The 16,774-nt window shown below is 66.6% G+C and carries 12 protein-coding genes; 9 read left to right on the forward strand and 3 right to left on the reverse strand.

What is annotated here, in order from left to right; all coding sequences use genetic code 11:
* Nucleotides 1–109: 109 nt before the first annotated feature.
* Together ABNQ38_RS08925 and ABNQ38_RS08930 are read left to right on the forward strand one after the other, a co-directional pair.
* A complete protein-coding gene (locus tag ABNQ38_RS08925; protein WP_377807125.1) occupies nt 110–808 on the forward strand; it encodes an HAD family hydrolase in 699 nt (232 codons plus the stop codon).
* A gap of 237 nt (nt 809–1,045) precedes the next feature.
* Nucleotides 1,046–1,216 (forward strand): hypothetical protein, encoded by a 171-nt coding sequence (locus tag ABNQ38_RS08930; RefSeq protein WP_377807126.1) that lies wholly within the window; start codon nt 1,046–1,048, stop codon nt 1,214–1,216.
* Between the two features lie 289 nt (nt 1,217–1,505).
* Here ABNQ38_RS08930 and ABNQ38_RS08935 read toward each other — a convergent pair whose 3' ends face one another.
* Nucleotides 1,506–2,789 (reverse strand): MFS transporter, encoded by a 1,284-nt coding sequence (locus ABNQ38_RS08935; protein ID WP_377807127.1) that lies wholly within the window; start codon nt 2,787–2,789, stop codon nt 1,506–1,508.
* An 854-nt stretch (nt 2,790–3,643) separates the two neighbouring features.
* On the opposite strand from ABNQ38_RS08935, the gene nifJ reads away from it, so the two are divergent.
* From nifJ to ABNQ38_RS08965, 6 genes are all read left to right on the forward strand, one after another.
* Nucleotides 3,644–7,162, forward strand: coding sequence for a pyruvate:ferredoxin (flavodoxin) oxidoreductase (gene nifJ / locus ABNQ38_RS08940; RefSeq protein ID WP_377807423.1), 3,519 nt, complete (start codon nt 3,644–3,646; stop codon nt 7,160–7,162).
* A 185-nt stretch (nt 7,163–7,347) separates the two neighbouring features.
* Complete coding sequence (locus ABNQ38_RS08945; RefSeq protein ID WP_377807128.1) at nt 7,348–8,853, forward strand: tagaturonate reductase; 1,506 nt, start codon at nt 7,348–7,350, stop codon at nt 8,851–8,853.
* 66 nt (nt 8,854–8,919) lie between these two features.
* On the forward strand, nt 8,920–9,246 hold the full coding sequence (locus ABNQ38_RS08950) for a hypothetical protein (RefSeq protein ID WP_377807129.1): 327 nt from the start codon (nt 8,920–8,922) through the stop codon (nt 9,244–9,246).
* 33 nt (nt 9,247–9,279) lie between these two features.
* Entirely contained in the window at nt 9,280–10,359 is a 1,080-nt protein-coding gene (locus ABNQ38_RS08955) for a LacI family DNA-binding transcriptional regulator (RefSeq protein ID WP_377807130.1), read from the forward strand.
* Between the two features lie 104 nt (nt 10,360–10,463).
* Nucleotides 10,464–11,582 (forward strand): serine hydrolase domain-containing protein, encoded by a 1,119-nt coding sequence (locus ABNQ38_RS08960; protein WP_377807131.1) that lies wholly within the window; start codon nt 10,464–10,466, stop codon nt 11,580–11,582.
* A gap of 83 nt (nt 11,583–11,665) precedes the next feature.
* Nucleotides 11,666–13,192 (forward strand): FAD-binding oxidoreductase, encoded by a 1,527-nt coding sequence (locus ABNQ38_RS08965; RefSeq protein WP_377807132.1) that lies wholly within the window; start codon nt 11,666–11,668, stop codon nt 13,190–13,192.
* A gap of 30 nt (nt 13,193–13,222) precedes the next feature.
* Here ABNQ38_RS08965 and ABNQ38_RS08970 read toward each other — a convergent pair whose 3' ends face one another.
* Nucleotides 13,223–14,116 (reverse strand): LysR family transcriptional regulator, encoded by an 894-nt coding sequence (locus ABNQ38_RS08970; protein ID WP_377807133.1) that lies wholly within the window; start codon nt 14,114–14,116, stop codon nt 13,223–13,225.
* 138 nt (nt 14,117–14,254) lie between these two features.
* On the opposite strand from ABNQ38_RS08970, the gene ABNQ38_RS08975 reads away from it, so the two are divergent.
* On the forward strand, nt 14,255–15,817 hold the full coding sequence (locus ABNQ38_RS08975) for an MFS transporter (protein ID WP_377807134.1): 1,563 nt from the start codon (nt 14,255–14,257) through the stop codon (nt 15,815–15,817).
* An 88-nt stretch (nt 15,818–15,905) separates the two neighbouring features.
* Here the strand turns inward: ABNQ38_RS08975 and pflA are convergent, their stop codons facing one another.
* The gene (gene pflA, locus ABNQ38_RS08980) at nt 15,906–16,679 is read right to left on the reverse strand and encodes a pyruvate formate-lyase-activating protein (RefSeq protein WP_377807135.1); all 774 of its coding nucleotides are present in this window, start codon (nt 16,677–16,679) and stop codon (nt 15,906–15,908) included.
* Nucleotides 16,680–16,774: the final 95 nt, after the last annotated feature.

Here is a 16,774-nt window from a genome sequence, read left to right on the forward strand (position 1 = left end):
CGTGGATTATCGTTGAGGGAAATCCATTGCCGTCCGCGGCAAAAGCTTGGCGAAAGCAGCCGGCCCGCCCCATCTGTGGTCCAACCACCACAAATCGCGGATACTGGACATGACCGGCACCCCCCGTCTGACCAACGCCTTCCTGTTCGACCTCGACGGCACGCTGACCGACACGGTCTACCAGCATGTGCTGGCCTGGAAGGAGGCATTGGACGAGGAGGGCATCGCCCTGTCGGTCTGGCGCATCCACCGCAAGATCGGCATGAGCGGCGGGCTGTTCACCAACATGCTGCTGCGCGAAACCGGTCTCGGCGCCGACCAGGCTCTTCTCGACCGGCTGCGCCACCGCCATGCGCAGGCCTACAGGCGGCTGGCTCCCGGCGTGGTTCCGCTGCCGGGTGCCCGCGCGCTGCTGGACACGCTGACGGAGCTGAAGATTCCCTGGGCCATCGCCACCAGCGGCCGGATGGAGACGGCGCGGCCGGCGCTGGAGAAGCTGGGCGTCGATCCCTCGAAGGCCGCGGTCGTCACCCGTGACGAAGTCGAATATGCCAAGCCGGATCCCGACCTGTTCCTGGCCGCCGCCGCGCGCATCGGCGTGGACATCGCCAGCGCCTTCGTGGTCGGCGACAGCATCTGGGACATGATCGCCGCCAAGCGGGCACGGGCGCTGGGGATCGGTCTGCTGTCCGGCGGCTATGGCCGGGAGGAGCTGGAACGCTCCGGCGCGCTGCGCGTCTATGAGGACCCGGCCGACATGCTCGATCATCTGGACGAAGTTGGCGGACGCCGCGGGCTGGCGCAGTAAAACTACGTTGTGGGTAAGTATCCTGCCCAAACGATGAAATCGGAGCGCTGCGAGTTGTTGCCGTATTACGGATTATGCACAGTCACAGCGCTGTGATGCAGTGCAACATGATCATGCAGGACATGCGGTAACGGTGCGTTTCACAGGGGCGGAGCGGTGGCAGCATGGGTTTACCGATGATGGTGACGCCGCTCCCCGACGCCCCGATCATCGAACCCCCCGATCAGGAGCAGCCGCATGCCCGCCCATCAGTTCACTGGCCGCCACACCGTCGCCCGCGCCCTGGTCGCCTCCGCCTTCGCGCTGGCTTCGCTGCTGTCCGTCGCGGCGGCGGCGGCCGTCACCGCCACGCCGGAACGCCCGGTCCCTCCGACCGCCATCGACAGCCAGTCCTTCCTGTTCAACTGACCGCCGTCTCCAGACCGGGCATTCTCTGATCGGATGGGCAAAAAAAAGCCGCCGGAAAACCGGCGGCTTTGAAGTCCGAGAGGAACGTCCAACAAGTTGTGCCGGGTCAACCCACGGCGCATCCAGCGGTACAGGACTAATATATTAATATCTCATCGGTCTGGCAAGCGGCTTTCCTTCTTACGCTCGTATTTTTTATCCAGTATCACCGGAACGAAAACGCCCCCCGGCGGTGAGCCGGAGGGCGTCTCGATCACAGTGAAGGGGCGTTTCAGGGACGGGCGGACCGTCAGTCGGCGCCGGCCGTGGCGTTCGGGACGGCGGCGGCGGACTTCGGACCGCGCTGGCCCAGCACCAGGGCGATGATGGCGAAGGCGGCGAGATCGAACACGGTCAGGCAGGCGAACAGCGGCTCGTACCCGATGGTGGTGGCGAGCTGGCCGATCATCAGCGAGAAGATCATGCCGCCCAAGTAGCCGGCCATGCCGCCGAAACCGGTCGCCGTGGCGACGTCCTGCTTTTCGAAGGTGTCGGTGACCAGGGCATAGAGCAGGCTCGACAGCATCTGGTGGGCGAAGGCGCCGAGGGAGAACAGGAAGATCGCGGCGATCGGGCTGACGGTGAAGCTGATCAGCGCCGGGCCGATCATGCAGACCGCACCCACGCCGACGCCGGCGATGCGGGAATTGACCAGCGACATCTTGAAGCGCTTCACGAAGAAGGGCGACAGGTAACCGCTGAGGATGCAGCCGATGTCACCGGCCAGGAACGGCAGCCAGGCGAACAGGGCGAACTGCTTGATGTCCATGCCGCGGGTGGAGACCATGTACAGCGGGATCCAGAAGCTGAAGGTCTGCCAGGCCGGCTCGGTCAGGAAACGGGCGGCGGCGATGCTCCAGAACTTGCCCTTGCCGAGCACGCGCTTCATCGACGGCTTCGGCAGCTCGACCTGTTCCTGGCCGTCCAGGATATAGGCGTGCTCTTCCTTGGTCAGGCGCGGATGGTTCTCCGGGTTGCGGTACAGCATGTACCACAGGGCCGACATGCCGACACCCAGCAGACCGGTCACGAGGAAGGCTTCCTGCCAGCCATAGGTCAGCGACAGCCAGATGACGAAGGGCGGGGCGATCATCGCGCCGATGGAGCTGCCGGTGTTGAACCAGCCGGTGGCGATGGAGCGTTCCTTGGCCGGGAACCACAGGGTGGAGGTCTTGACGCCCGACGGCATGGCCGCCGCTTCGCTGACGCCCAGCAGGCCGCGGAAGAAGGCCATCGACTGCCAGCTGCCGGCCAGCGCGTGCATGGCGGCGGCGATGCCCCAGACGCCGGCGAACATCGCATAACCCAGCTTCAGCCCGATCAGGTCGGTGATGTAGCCGGCGACCGGCTGCATCAGGCTGTAGCAGAGTTGGAAGGCGCTGACGATGAAGGAATACTGCTCGGTCGTGAAGTGGAGCTGCTCCTTGAGCGTCGGCGCCAGGATGCCCAGAGTGTTGCGGTCGATGTAGTTGACCACGGTGCCCAGCATCATCAGGGCAAGGATTTGCCACCGCAAACCACGGATCTTGTTCATCTTTTCCTCACATGCCTGCCACGGCAGGCGCCGGTGCGCACGTACAGGCCCTTCTGGCGGCGGTCCTCGGGCGGGACGCCTGGCCGGCGGGTGTTCGGTGCCGGGCGAATGGGTCGCTTCCGCTCTGCTTCAAGAGGGGCGGGAGCATCGCTGACGGAGTTATATTAATATATCAGTGTTGGGTGCAAGCGGTTTTCCGGTGCCGCCTTCGGCTCTTGCGAAAATGTCGCACTCCAATGATGCGATGCGCTGATTTCTTCGCAGTCGCAGCAAAAATCCGCCCGTTTCCCGAGAACGGTTACTTGCTGCAATGCAATATTATTGAAGGTTGAAAGGCCTGTTTTGCTGTTCGGATTTTAAAGGCGGGCCGGTCTGTCCGGTTCATCCGCCTGTAGGAAGCCACAGCATCGGCTCGCCATAAATGACCTGGATCAACGGGCTATGCGCCGTTTCCATCCTGCCGGCAAGGGGGGAGGGCCGCCATGCCGCTGCCATCTCTGCGGAAACGCTCGGTCCTTGCCAATTGCTGCAGTGCGACAATCTGGGGCCTTCCTTGCAAAAGTAATATATCAGACAGTTGTGCAGCGCAGAGCAGCGGTACCCGGAAATTCCGCGCCGGACTGACCGACGTCAATGTGTCCGACCCGCTTCGGAACGACCATTCGCCCTGGTCGACCGCCGTTTTCTGCCGCAATCCGCGCCGGCTTTTGAAAGACCCGCCGGCCCCGTCATCGAAGACGCCCCCTCGGGAGACGACTGTCGCCAGCACAAAGGATTTTTCCGGCATGACCCAAAGCCCGACCTCCACCGCCCCCATCAGGTCCGCCTCTTCCGTCCGCATCATGGCCCGCATCATGGACGGCAACGAGGCGGCGGCCTCCGTGGCCTATCGCGCCAGCGACGTCATCGCGATCTACCCGATCACGCCGTCCTCACCGATGGGGGAATTCGCCGACGAATGGTCGGCGGCGCGCCGTCCCAACCTGTGGGGCAGCGTGCCGCAGGTGGTGGAGATGCAGTCGGAGGGCGGGGCGGCCGGAGCGGTCCATGGCGCCTTGCAGGCCGGCGCGCTGGCGACGACCTTCACCGCCTCGCAGGGCCTGCTGCTGATGATCCCCAACATGTACAAGATCGCCGGAGAGCTGACGCCCTTCTGCATGCATGTGGCGGCGCGCACGCTGGCGACCCACGCGCTGTCGATCTTCGGCGACCATTCCGACGTGATGGCCTGCCGTCAGACCGGCTTCGCCATGCTGGCCTCGGCCAACGTGCAGGAGGCGCAGGATCTGGCGCTCGTCGCCCATGCCGCCACCTTGCGGGCGCGGGTGCCCTTCCTGCATTTCTTCGACGGCTTCCGCACCTCGCACGAGTTCAACTGCATCGAGCCGCTGGCGGACGACGATCTGCGCGCCCTGATCGACGACCGTTGCGTCGATGCCCACCGCCGCCGCGGCCTGACGCCGGACCATCCGGTCGTGCGCGGCACGGCGCAGAATCCCGACGTGTTCTTCCAGGCGCGCGAGGCCGCCAACCCCTGGTACGACGCCTGCCCGGCCATCGTGCAGGAGATGATGGACCGGCTCGCCGCCCGCACCGGGCGGGCCTACCGCCTGTTCGACTATCACGGCCATCCGCAGGCGGAGCGGGTGGTGGTGGTCATGGGATCGGGTGCCGAGACCTGCAACGGCACGGTCGACCGGTTGCTGGAGCAGGGGGAGCGCGTCGGCTGCCTGATCGTCCGCCTGTTCCGTCCCTTCGCCATCGCCGATTTCGTGTCGGCCCTGCCGGCGACGGTGCGGCGCATCGCGGTCCTCGACCGCACCAAGGAGCCCGGTGCCGTCGCCGATCCGCTCTATCTCGACGTGGTCGCCGCCCTGGCCGAAGCCCGCGCCACCGATACGGCTGCCATCGATCCGGTGGTGATTGCCGGCCGCTACGGCCTGTCGTCCAAGGAATTCACCCCCGCCATGGCGAAGGCGGTGTTCGACGAGCTTGGCCGCGACCGTCCGAAACGCCGCTTCACCATCGGCATCACCGACGACGTCACCCACCATTCGATTCCCTGGGATGCGGACTGGGCCGTGGAGGAGCCGGGCGTGTCCCGTGCCGTCTTCTTCGGCCTCGGCGCCGACGGCACGGTGGGCGCCAACAAGAACTCGCTGAAGATCATCCAGTCGCGCAGCGGCGGCCACGCCCAGGCCTATTTCGTCTATGACAGCCGCAAGTCCGGCTCGACCACCGTGTCGCACCTGCGCTTTTCCAAGGAGCCGATCCGCGCGCCCTACCTGATCGGGCAGGCCCAGTTCGTCGCCTGCCACCATCTGCCGCTGATGGAGCGAGTGGAGGTGGCGGAGATGGCCGCCCCCGGCGCCACCCTCCTGCTGAACGCCCCCGGCACGCCGCAGCAGGTGTGGGATGCCCTGCCGGCCGAGGTCCAGCGGCTCTGCATCGAGCGCAGGCTGTCCCTGCACGCCATCGATGCCGGCGCCGTCGCGCGGGAGGCCGGGCTCGGCCGCCGCGTCAACACCATCATGCAGACCTGCTTCTTCGCCCTGTCGAACGTCATGCCGGTCGAGGACGCCATCGCCGAGATCAAGGCGGCGATCGCCAAGACCTATTCCCGCCGCGGCGAGGAGGTGGTGGCGCGCAACATCGCCGCCGTCGATCAGGCGCTGGCCCATCTGCATCCCGTCCCGGTGCCCGACCATGTCACTGCCGACCATGTCCGCCCAGCCCCGGTGCCGGAGACCGCTCCCAACTTCGTCAAGCGCGTCACCGCCATGATGATCGCTGGCCATGGCGACCGGCTGCCGGTGTCCGCCTTCCCGGTCGACGGCACCTGGCCGACCGGCACCTCGAAATATGAGCGCCGCAACATCGCGGCGGAGGCGCCGGGCTGGAACGCCGATATCTGCATCGAGTGCAACAAGTGCGTGCTGGTCTGCCCGCATGCCGCCATCCGCGCCACCGTGGTGCCGGAGTCGGCGCTGGCCGGCGCCCCGGCCGGTTTCGAGACCATCCCCTACAAGGGCCGCGAGTTCCCCGGCGGCCGTTACCGCCTGCAAGCCTCTCCCGCTGACTGCACCGGCTGCACGCTCTGCGTTGCCGCCTGTCCGGTGGAAGACAAGGCGGGTTCCGGCCGCAAGGCGTTGGAGATGCGCCCGATCCAGGCGCTTGCCGGCCAGCAGGAGGCCTTCGACTTCTTCCGCAGCCTGCCCGCCATCCCGCGCGAATCGGTGCCGGTCACCGTCAAGCACAGCCAGCTTCTGGAGCCGCTGTTCGAGTTCTCCGGCGCCTGCGCCGGCTGCGGCGAGACCCCCTACATCAAGATGCTGACCCAGCTGTTCGGCGACCGCATGGTGATGGCGAACGCCACCGGCTGCTCGTCGATCTATGGCGGCAACCTGCCGACCACCCCCTACACCACCGACGCCAGCGGCCACGGCCCGGCCTGGGCCAACTCGCTGTTCGAGGACAATGCGGAGTTCGGTCTCGGCCTGCGCGTCGCCATCGACGGGATGGCCGAACAGGCGCGCGACGCGTTGGCGCTGCTGTCGGCCCAACTGGAGCCCGGCCTCGTCACGGCATTGCTGGAGGCCGGGCAGACCGACGCCGCCGGCATCGCCGCCCAGCGCGCCCATGTCGCCACGCTGAGGACGCAGCTCGCCCCGCTGAAGGACCCGCTGGCCCGCCGGCTGGAACAGCTGGCCGACTATCTGGTCCGCAAATGCGTGTGGATCGTCGGCGGCGACGGCTGGGCCTACGACATCGGCTATGGCGGTCTTGACCATGCGCTGGCGTCGGGCCGCGACATCAACATCCTGGTGATGGATACGGAGGTCTATTCCAACACCGGCGGCCAGCAGTCCAAGGCGACGCCCATCGGCGCCTCGGCCAAGTTCGCCACCGCCGGCCGGTCGGCGGCCAAGAAGGATCTGGGGCTGATGGCGATGGCCTACGACCATGTCTATGTCGCCCGCACCGCCTTCGGCGCCCGCGACAGCCACACGCTGAACGCCCTGACGGAGGCCGAAGCCTACCGCGGCCCGTCGCTGGTGTTGGCCTACAGCCATTGCGTCGCCCACGGCTTCGAGCTGTCGCATGGGCTGGAGCACCAGAAGCTGGCGGTGGACAGCGGCCACTGGTCGCTCTACCGCCGCGACCCGCGCCGGCTGGCCGAGAGCAAGACCGCACTGCAACTGGACAGCGGCGCCCCATCGGCCGGTCTTGCCGCCTTCATGGCCGGCGAGTCCCGCTTCAGCGCGGTGGAGCGCGCCAACCCCGAGCGCTTCCATGCCTTGCTGGACGAGGCCGAAGCCGAGATCCGCCGCAAGCGCCACCTGTTCGAGCATATGGCGGGGTTCAAGGAGTAAGGGGGACTTCCTCTCCCCTGGGGGGAGAGGGGACTTCCGCCGAGGGTCGTCCTCTCCCCACCACAATGCCGCACCCTTTTCCCCTTGCTCGGCCCATTAATATATTAGTATATTGAACCTATCGCCCGTGCTTGCCCTCCTGGCGCCGGGCCCGGATTTTCAGCTCCCCTTAAGGATGCCCAGTCATGCGTTCCCTGACCCGTGACCAGCTTGCCGGCGGCGCGTTCGACGTCGCTCACACCGACGGCGCTCCGACCCTGCCCGTGACCATTCTTCAGGTGGGAGACGGCAATTTCCTGCGCGGCTTCGTCGATTGGATGGTCGATGTCGCCAACGGGCAGGGGCTGACCAATGCCGGCGTCGCCATCGCCCAGCCGCTGGACCAGGGCATCGCACCGCTGCTGAAGGCGCAGGACAACCTCTACACCGTCCTGCTGCGCGGCATCGAGAATGGGCAGGAGGTCGAATCCCGCCGCGTCGTCTCCTGCGTGTCGGAGGCGCTGAACCCCTATGCCGACTGGACACGGATGGTCGAGCTGGCCGTGTCGCCGGCGCTGCGCTTCTTCGTCTCTAACACCACCGAGGCCGGCATCGCCGACCGTGAGGACGCCTATGCGCCCGGCACCTGCCCGGACAGCTTCCCGGCCAAGGTCGCGGCCCTGCTGCACGCCCGCTACAAGGCGCTGGGCGGCACGGCCGACAGCGGTCTGGTCTTCCTGCCCTGCGAACTGATCGAGGCCAACGGCACCAACCTGAAGCGCATCGTCCTGGCCCATGCCAAGCGCTGGGGCCTGGATGCCGGCTTCGCCGACTGGATCGAGACGCACAACCACTTCCTGAACACGCTGGTCGACCGCATCGTCCCCGGCTATCCGAAGGACGAGGCCGCGGCCCTCAGCGCCAAGTGGGGCTATGAGGACAGGCTGGCCGTCGCCGCCGAGCCCTTCCATGTCTGGGTGATCGAGGGGCCGGCCCATCTGGCGGACGAGCTGCCGCTGCACAAGGCCGGCCTGAACGTGGTGTGGACCGACGATCTCCAGCCCTACCGCACCCGCAAGGTCCGCATCCTGAACGGCGCCCACACCGCCAGCGCGCTGGCCGCCTATTGCGCCGGGCTGGACACCGTCAAGTCGATGATGGACGACCCGACCGTCTCGGCCTACCTGAACAAGGTCATGTTCGAGGAGATCGTCCCCTACGTGCCCCTGCCGGAGGCCGAGCGGCAGGATTACGCCCGCACCATCATGGAGCGCTTCGGCAATCCCTATATCCGGCACGAGCTGATCTCGATCACGCTGAACTCGGTGTCGAAGTGGCAGGTGCGTGTCCTGCCCAGCCTGAAGGACGCGGTGGTCCGCAACGGCTCGGCCCCGGCGGGCCTGTCCTTCTCACTGGCGGCGCTGCTGCGCTTCTACCGCGGCGAGCTGGCCGGCGGCGCCTATGCCGGCAAGCGCGAGGCCGGGTCCTACCCGATCAGCGACAATGCCGAGGTGATCGCCGCCATGAGCGCCGCCTGGGCGGCCAACGGCAGCGATCCGAAGGCGCTGGTTGCCGCCATCCTGTCCGACGTCCGTCTGTGGAAGGAGGATCTGACCGCCGTCCCCGGTCTCGCCGCGCGGGTGGCCGACAGCCTCGCCGCCATCGAGGCGAAGGGCATGAAGGCGGCCATGGCCGATCTGGTCGCCGGCTGATCCGGCAGCTTTATTGTGGGAAAGCGGGGCGCGTCCATCGGGGCGCGCCCCGAAGGCATGACATCGATGACACCCCTTCTCAGCCGGCGCATCGCCGAACTGGAGCTTGACGCGGCCGTGCTGCGCCATCGCCTGTTGCATATCCCGCTCGCACTGCAAGAGGATTGCGGTCTGTGGGCAAGCCATAGGATCATCGGTCGCGAGGCGTTGAGCCTGTTCCGGGCGGTGCGCCAGGAGACGTGTGACAGCGGGGAGGATTGCGATCCGGCGCTCGGCCGGATCGAGGCCGCCTATCAGCTCGTTCACGACGCGATCCTGGCGCTGTCCGAACTGGCGCTCGCCAACCCGGACCATGGCGACATGGCCCATGCCGACCCGCCGACGCGGCACTGATGCGCCGCACCTGATGCGTGAGGAAGACAGACGATGCAGACGACCGAAACCAGGAAGCGGACACGCCGCGGCACCCAGCGGGTGACGATGACCGACGTGGCCACCGCCGCCGATGTGTCGGCCAGCACCGTCTCGCTCTATCTCCGCCGGCCGGAGGCGGTGTCCCGCCACCTTGCCGAACGCATCGCGCGCGTGATCGACGAGATGGGCTATGTGCCCAATCTGGTCGCCGGCAGCCTTGCCGCCGCGCGCAGCCGCACCGTTGGCGTCATCCTGCCGTCCATCCTGAATTCCTTCTTCGCAGAGACCTACAACACGCTTCAGGGCATGTTTCAGGCGGCGCATTACCAGACCCTGCTCGGCGTCAGCGAGTTCAGCCCGGAGGAGGAGGAAAGCCTGATCCGCGCCTTCCTCGCCTGGTCGCCGGCGGCGATGGTGGTGACCGGCTTCCACCACACCGAACGGACCCGCGCCATGCTGGCCTCCTGCGGCGTGCCGGTGGTGGAGATGTGGGACATGCCCGGCCACCCCGGCGAGGCGGTCAACATCAGCGTCGGCTTCTCGCATTTCGAGGTTGGCCGCATGCAGACCAGCCACCTCTACGACCAGGGCAGCCGCAAAGTCGCCTACATCGGCGCCGCCGCCCACCAGGATCTGCGCGTCCGCAGCCGCACCGACGGCTACGAGGCGGAGGTGATGCGCCGCGGCCTGCACGATCCCATCGACTTCACCGTTCCCGACGCCGCGACGACGGAAGTCGGGCGCTGGCTGATCGACGAGATCCTGACCCGCCATTCCGATATCGACGGCGTGGTCTGCTCCAACGACGCGCTGGCGCTGGGCGTGCTGTTCGAGGTCACCCGCCGCGACCTGAAGGTGCCGGACGATCTGGCGGTGGTGGGATTCGGCGACCTTCCCTTCAGCAGCTCCTGCCCGCCGCCGCTGACCACCGTCCGCCCGCCCCAGCGCGAAATCGGCCGCCTCAGCGCCACGCAGATCCTGGCGGCGCTCGACGGCGTCCGCGTCACGTCGAAGCACCACAATCTCGACTGCGAGCTGGTGGTCCGCGGCAGCACCCGGCCGGTGGTAAAGGGGCCGGTTGAAAAGCGCTAGCGTCCGCGCCTTGCCGTTTTCCGATTGCGAGTCATACCCTCGATTCCGGTTATGGCTTTCGGCGTAATCCCGCCGGGCCGCTCACTGGACGGGGGGCAGGGTGCATGCGGACGCAAGAACGGGACAACTCCGGCCGCTTTCTGAACCGTACCGGGAGTCTGCTCCGGCTGATGCCGGGCTTGGCGCTGATGCTGGCTCTAGCGATCCCAGTCTCCGATGCCGCAGCCGCCAAGCCCGACCGGCTGCAACGGCTGCTCGACCGCTTCCTCGCCGACGAGGAACTGGACGGCGGCATCCTGCTGGTGTCGGGTCCGGACGGGCGGCGGGTGGTGGTGTCCGGCATCGCCGACCGCAAGGGCGGGCGGGCGGTGACGGAGGACACCCGCTTCTATGTCGCCTCCGTCGGCAAGATGGCGACCGCCGCTGCCGTGCTGCAACAGGTGGAGGAGGGGCTGCTCTCGCTCGACCAGCCGGTGCGGGAGCTGGCTTCCGACCTGCCGCTGGACAGGATCGCCAACGCCAACCGGGCGCGTCTGGTCCATCTGCTCGACCACAGCTCGGGCATTCCCGATTACATCACCGATGAGTATGAGGAAGACGAGGCGGCCAGGCCGGAACGGCTGCCGCGCGACGGCACCCTGCTCGCCTATGCGGCGGGGGAGAAGGCGACCGGTCCGGTCGGGGGGCATTACGAATACTCCAACAGCAACTATGTCCTGCTCGGTCACATCGCATCGCGGCGCGACGGCGTTCCCTTCGCGCAGGTTCTGCGGAACCGGGTGCTGGAGCGGGCCGGGATGGCTTCGACCAGCGTCGGCGCCGATCCGCGCGACCGCAGCCTCGCCCATGGCTACACTGGGGAGGGCGACGTCAGCCGGCGGTCCTGGGCGGCGACCACCGGCGACGGGCCGCTGGTCACCACCGCCGGCGATCTGGAACGCTTCGTCTTCGCCCTGTTCCGCGACAACCGGCTGTTGGGGGCGGCGACGGTCCGCCGCATGCTGACCCCATCGGAGAATGAGGACGGGCAGGGGCTGGGTGTGGCGCTGTGGAAGGACCGCTGGGGACGCGGCGCCGGCCATGACGGGCGCTATGACGGGTTCGAGGCCGATGTGCGCTATTACCCCGGCCGCCGCACCGCGCTGATCTTCCTGACGAACGGCAACCAGCAGAGCGACGATGCCCTGCTGGATGCGGTTGCCGAGGAGGTTTTCGGCCCCTGATCCGGGTACAGTTGACGGAAATTATTATCAATAGGATAGTAAACATAGAAAAACACAATTTATAAAACAGGATGGACAGGCTCATGGCGCTCGGACTGCACGCTTCCCGCCGCAATTTCCTTGTCGGCGCCGGCCGGTTCGCCGGTGCCGCCGCCGCGGTCCGGCTGATGCCGGGCTCCGCCCTCGCGGCCGAGACCGGCGGGGCCTATTGCCCGCCGCCGTCGGCTTGGTCCGATCTGGCGAAGGGGGTGAAGGGCGGAGTGCTGCGGCCGGAGGATCCGTTCTTCGCCGATATCTGCCGGCCCAACAACCTGCGCTATGGCGCCACCCTTCCGGCCGGCATCGCCCGCTGTTCGCGGCCGGAGGATGTCCAGGCCTGCATCGCCTGGGTGAAGCAGCAGGCCATGCCCTTCGCCGTGCGCTCCGGCGGCCACAATTACGCCGGCTTCTCCACCACGCCCGGCCTGCTGATCGACATGACGCTGATGGCGGGGGCGGAGCCGGTGAAGGGATCCGACGGGCTGGTCCGGGTGCTGGGCGGTACGCTGAACTCCTACGTCTACAAGCAGATGGAGCGGCTGGGCCGCACCATCACCCATGGGCGCTGCGATTCGGTCGGTGCCGCCGGATTCCTGCTCGGCGGCGGCATCGGCTTCAACATGCGCAAGTTCGGCATGGCGTCCGATCTGCTGCGCGCGACGGAGCTGGTCAAGGCCGACGGCAGCCACGTGAACGCCAATGCGGACAGCGAATCCGCCCTCTATTGGGCCTGCCGCGGCGGTGCCGGCGGGAATTTCGGCATCAACACCTCCTTCACCCTGGAAACCCGCCCGGCGGAGCCGGTGACGGTGTTCAATCTGGTCTGGACCGGCAAGGATCTGCCGAAGATCCTGAAGCTCCTGCTGACCGAGCTGGCGGCGGCCCCCGACGAGTTCGGCAGCAAGATCAACGTCACCATCCCGAGCTGGCAGGAGCGTTGCGCCAACGTGCCGCTGAAGCTGTCGATCCTCGGCCAGCTGCACAAATCCAGAGTGACGCTGAAGGAAATCTTCAAGTCCACCTGGGAGTCGATCGACTGGAGCCAGTCCAAGCTTGAGGAAAATGTGCCCTACTGGACGGGGCAGGATTTCCTGACCGAAACCACCTTCCCCTATTACTACCAGGAAAAATCCAGCTACATGACGGCGGCGAACATCGGCGACGAGGCCATCGCCACGATGTTCGACTGGGCGGCCAGGATGCCCGCCACCTCGATGCCGGTCGCCTTCAAATTCTTCCAGGTCGGCGGCGCCATCAACCGCGTCGGCCCGACGGAGACCGCCTATGTCCACCGCGGCTACGACTGGCTGTTCTCGGTCGAGGCCAACTGGTGGCGGCCGACGGATTCGGTCCTGCTGATCGAGCAGGCGCTGGAGTGGCAACAACGCTTCTACGACGACGTGAACCGCCGGACCAGGGCCCAGGGAGCGTTCCAGAACTTCCCCGACCCGTCGCTCGCCGACTGGCAGCGGGCCTATTACGGCGAGAATCTCGCCAAGCTGGTCGAGGTGAAGAAGGCGGTCGACCCGGCCATGCTGTTCACCTTCGCCCAGGCGATCCGCCCGGCCTGAGCCTGCCGGGGCGGCACGGCCCCTCCATTTTCAGGGGGAGCGAAAAAGCGTGTCCGCCGTGTGGTCGATGAACGCGCGCAAGCGGGGTGAGACGAGGCGGTTGGACGGCCACAGAATGCTGAACTGTCCCTGATCGACCAAATGTGCGTCGAGCACGATGTGGAGCCGGCCGGCGTCCACATCGTCTCTTGCCAGAAAATCCGGCATGTAGGCGATTCCCAAACCGGCGGTCGCCGCTCCGCGCAAAGCCTCCATGTTGTTGCAGGTCAGTGGCGACGGACGGCGGAAGGGATCGACCCCGGCCGAATCCCTGAGCTGCCACGCCTGGATCTTGCCCGAGGTCGGAAAGCGGAACCGGAGGCAGTCATGCTCCTCCAGGTCGTGGGGACTTCGCGGAACGCCCTTCCGTTCCAGATAGGACGGGGAGGCGCAGAGGACGAAACGGAACGGCCCGAGGCGGCGCGACATCAGGCTTGAATCCGTCAGGGGACCGCTGCGGATCACCGCATCCAGCCCCTCTTCGACAACATCGATGATGCGATCGTTGAAGTCGATGTCGAGTTCGATATCGGGGTAACGGCGACGGAACCCGGGGATGACCGGCAGAAGGAAATGGTAGCCGATCGTCGGCACGCTCACCCGCAGCCTGCCGCGCGGGGTGACTGTCGCATTCGACAGCATCGTTTCGGCATCGCGAAGATCATCGAGAATGCGGCGGCAACGCTCATGGAAGGCCGCGCCCTCCTCCGTCAGCGAAACACGCCTCGTCGTGCGATGAAACAGTCGTGTACCGGCGCTCTCCTCCAACTTCGCGATGCTTTTGCCAATGGCGGAGGCGGAGATCCCAAGCTTGCGGCCGGCGGCCGCGAAGCTCAGATCTTCCGCTGCCTGCACGAAGGCGATAAGGCTGCTCAAGCTTTCCATTCCAACATATTAAGGAATTCAGCTCCGTAATCAATGAACCTCCGGGCCGTTTATCGCGGTGTCGTTCGGCGATAGGTCTGGCTGGCGGCTGCATCGGTGTCTGCGTCGCGCTCCCACCCCTGCGATGGAGACCCTTATATGTCGACTGTCCCGGCTGAAACTCCGACCGGCAAGATGCCGGTCCTGATGGCGGTCTGTCTGGCCGCGCTGGCCCTGCCGCTCGGCTTCGCCGGCGGAGCCGTCGCGACGCCGGCGATCGGCGGCGATCTTGGTGGCGGTCCTGCCGCACTGACTTGGATCACCAACGCATTCATGCTGACATTCGGCAGCTCGCTCATGGCGGCGGGAGCCTTGGCCGACCAGTTCGGCCGCAAGCGGCTGTTCATGATGGGCATCGTCGCATTCGCAAGCCTCTCGCTTGCGTTGAGTCTGGCGCCGTCGATCCTTGTTCTGGATCTTCTCCGCGCCGGGCAAGGCTTCGCGGCGGCTGCCGCGCTCGCGGGCGGAACGGCGGCACTCGCGCAGGAGTTCGAAGGCCAAGCGCGGACATGGGCCTTCAGCCTGCTCGGCACAACGTTCGGTATCGGGTTGGCCTTCGGCCCCCTTCTAGCCGGCGTCCTGATCGCCGCCTTCGGCTGGCGGGCGATATTCCTGTCGGGCACGATCATCGGCCTGCTCGCGCTGCTCCTCACCGTCGGGAGGTTGCGGGAAAGCCGGGATCCCGACGCGGTTGGCCTCGATCGTGCCGGCGCGCTCATCTTCACGGCGATGCTGGGCCTTTTCACCTATGGCGTGATCGAGGCCCCCGAGCTCGGCTGGACCCATCCGATCGTGATGACGTCGCTGGTGGGTTCGGCGGTGATGCTTGCCGCATTCATCCTTGTCGAAGCACGGTCCGACAGGCCGATGCTCGACCTGTCGCTTTTCCGCTATCCCCGCTTTGTCGGCGTGCAGGTTCTGCCGGTCGCCACCTGCTATTGCTATGTCGTCCTTCTCGTCCTGCTGCCGCTGCGCTTCATCGGCGTGGCCGGGCTCGGCGAGGTCGATGCCGGCCTGCTGCTCGTCGCCCTGTCCGCCCCGATGCTGGTCGTGCCTCTCGCGGCTTCGTACCTTGTCCGCTGGTTACCGGCTGGCATTCTTTCCGCTGCCGGCCTGCTGACGGCGGCGATCGGTGTGTTCTGGCTCGGCCGCGTCGATCCCGCGTCGGGCGGAATCGACGTGATCCTGCCGATGCTCGTCATCGGCATCGGCACCGGCCTGCCATGGGGATTGATGGACGGGCTTTCCGTCAGCGTCGTTCCCAAGGAGCGCGCAGGCATGGCAACCGGGATTTTCAGCACGACACGGGTGGCCGGAGAAGGGATCGCGCTGGCGATCGTGAATGCCGTCCTCGCCGCGCTTGCCAAGGCCCAGTTGGCCGCCACCGCCCCGCAACATGGGCAGGATGTGTCGCAGGCTGCCCAAAGGCTGGCGATAGGCGATGTCCGGGGAGCATCGTCAATCCTGCCCACCCTGACCGTATCGGAGATCCACGAAAGCTATGCGGTCGCCTTCCGGCATTTGAGCATGATGCTCGTCACCATCACCGTGCTGTCGGCCCTTGTCATCCTCGTCCTGCTCGGCCGGCGCGCTTCGCAGGTCGAAAATGCCGACGAGGAGGATTTCCCCGACCGCCAACCGGCGAGGAGAGCCGAAGTCTGACGGTCCGGATGTGCTCCGGATCTTTCCAGGGCGGACATGATGCCGTGCCGCCGGGAGTCCTCGTGTCGATGGCGTTTTCGAAAGGGGCTCAGTCGGCCCGCAGCCCCTGCGCCTGGAACTGTTTGCGCACCCGCTCCACCAGCTCGCGCGACGGCGGTTCGGTGTCGGTCAGCATGTATTTGCGCCCCAACGCCTTCCATTTGTGCTCGCCCATCTTGTGGAAGGGCAGCACGTCGACCCGGTCGACCACGCCCAGCCCGGTGACGAACTCCGCCAGCCCGTCGATCTCGGCCGTGTTGTCTGTCAATCCGGGAACCAGCACATAGCGCAGCCAGATGCGCTTGTTCATCCCGGCCAGCCGTTCGGCGAACTCCAGCGTCGGGCGCAGCGGCACGCCGGTCAGGTGACGGTAGGTCTTTTCCGAAAAGGCCTTGATGTCGAGCAGGACCAAGTCGACGTCCTCCAGCAGATGGTCGTCGGCGTGGTTGCCGAGGAAGCCGGAGGTGTCGAGCGCGGTGTGCAGCCCCAGCGCCTTCGCCCCGCGCAGGATGGCGGCGGTGAATTCCGGCTGCACCAGCGGTTCGCCGCCGCTCAGCGTCAGCCCGCCATGGGCGCGCTTCAGGAAGGTGGCATAGAGCGCGATGTCGTCGAGGATTTCGGTCGAGGTCGTCCGCGTCCCGTCATGCATGTGTTGGGTGTCGGGATTGTGGCAGTAGAGGCAGCGCAATGGGCAGCCCGACATGAACAGCACGTAGCGGATTCCCGGCCCGTCGACGGTGCCGCCGGTCTCGACCGAATGGATCCAGCCGGAAACCGGCCCCAGACCGTTTGGAGCGCGGGGAAGGGGGGAAGCGTTCGTCATCTCAAAACGTCCGTTCGAAAACCTGTCGTCCACATGGGACCGCATTCCCGATCCGTCACCCCCGCGGAAAGCGGGGATGACGGGCCAGGGGCCTT

Origin of the sequence: Azospirillum sp. A29, assembly GCF_042604625.1 — a bacterium.
Taxonomy (GTDB): domain Bacteria; phylum Pseudomonadota; class Alphaproteobacteria; order Azospirillales; family Azospirillaceae; genus Azospirillum; species Azospirillum palustre.

What these genes read in the sequence shown, in the direction of transcription:
- ABNQ38_RS08925 (WP_377807125.1), top strand. Translation starts at nt 110, where the DNA reads ATGACCGGCACCCCCCGTCTGACCAACGCCTTCCTGTTCGACCTCGAC.
- ABNQ38_RS08930 (WP_377807126.1), top strand. Translation starts at nt 1,046, where the DNA reads ATGCCCGCCCATCAGTTCACTGGCCGCCACACCGTCGCCCGCGCCCTG.
- ABNQ38_RS08935 (WP_377807127.1), bottom strand. Translation starts at nt 2,789, where the DNA reads ATGAACAAGATCCGTGGTTTGCGGTGGCAAATCCTTGCCCTGATGATG.
- nifJ (WP_377807423.1), top strand. Translation starts at nt 3,644, where the DNA reads ATGGACGGCAACGAGGCGGCGGCCTCCGTGGCCTATCGCGCCAGCGAC.
- ABNQ38_RS08945 (WP_377807128.1), top strand. Translation starts at nt 7,348, where the DNA reads ATGCGTTCCCTGACCCGTGACCAGCTTGCCGGCGGCGCGTTCGACGTC.
- ABNQ38_RS08950 (WP_377807129.1), top strand. Translation starts at nt 8,920, where the DNA reads ATGACACCCCTTCTCAGCCGGCGCATCGCCGAACTGGAGCTTGACGCG.
- ABNQ38_RS08955 (WP_377807130.1), top strand. Translation starts at nt 9,280, where the DNA reads ATGCAGACGACCGAAACCAGGAAGCGGACACGCCGCGGCACCCAGCGG.
- ABNQ38_RS08960 (WP_377807131.1), top strand. Translation starts at nt 10,464, where the DNA reads ATGCGGACGCAAGAACGGGACAACTCCGGCCGCTTTCTGAACCGTACC.
- ABNQ38_RS08965 (WP_377807132.1), top strand. Translation starts at nt 11,666, where the DNA reads ATGGCGCTCGGACTGCACGCTTCCCGCCGCAATTTCCTTGTCGGCGCC.
- ABNQ38_RS08970 (WP_377807133.1), bottom strand. Translation starts at nt 14,116, where the DNA reads ATGGAAAGCTTGAGCAGCCTTATCGCCTTCGTGCAGGCAGCGGAAGAT.
- ABNQ38_RS08975 (WP_377807134.1), top strand. Translation starts at nt 14,255, where the DNA reads ATGTCGACTGTCCCGGCTGAAACTCCGACCGGCAAGATGCCGGTCCTG.
- pflA (WP_377807135.1), bottom strand. Translation starts at nt 16,679, where the DNA reads ATGACGAACGCTTCCCCCCTTCCCCGCGCTCCAAACGGTCTGGGGCCG.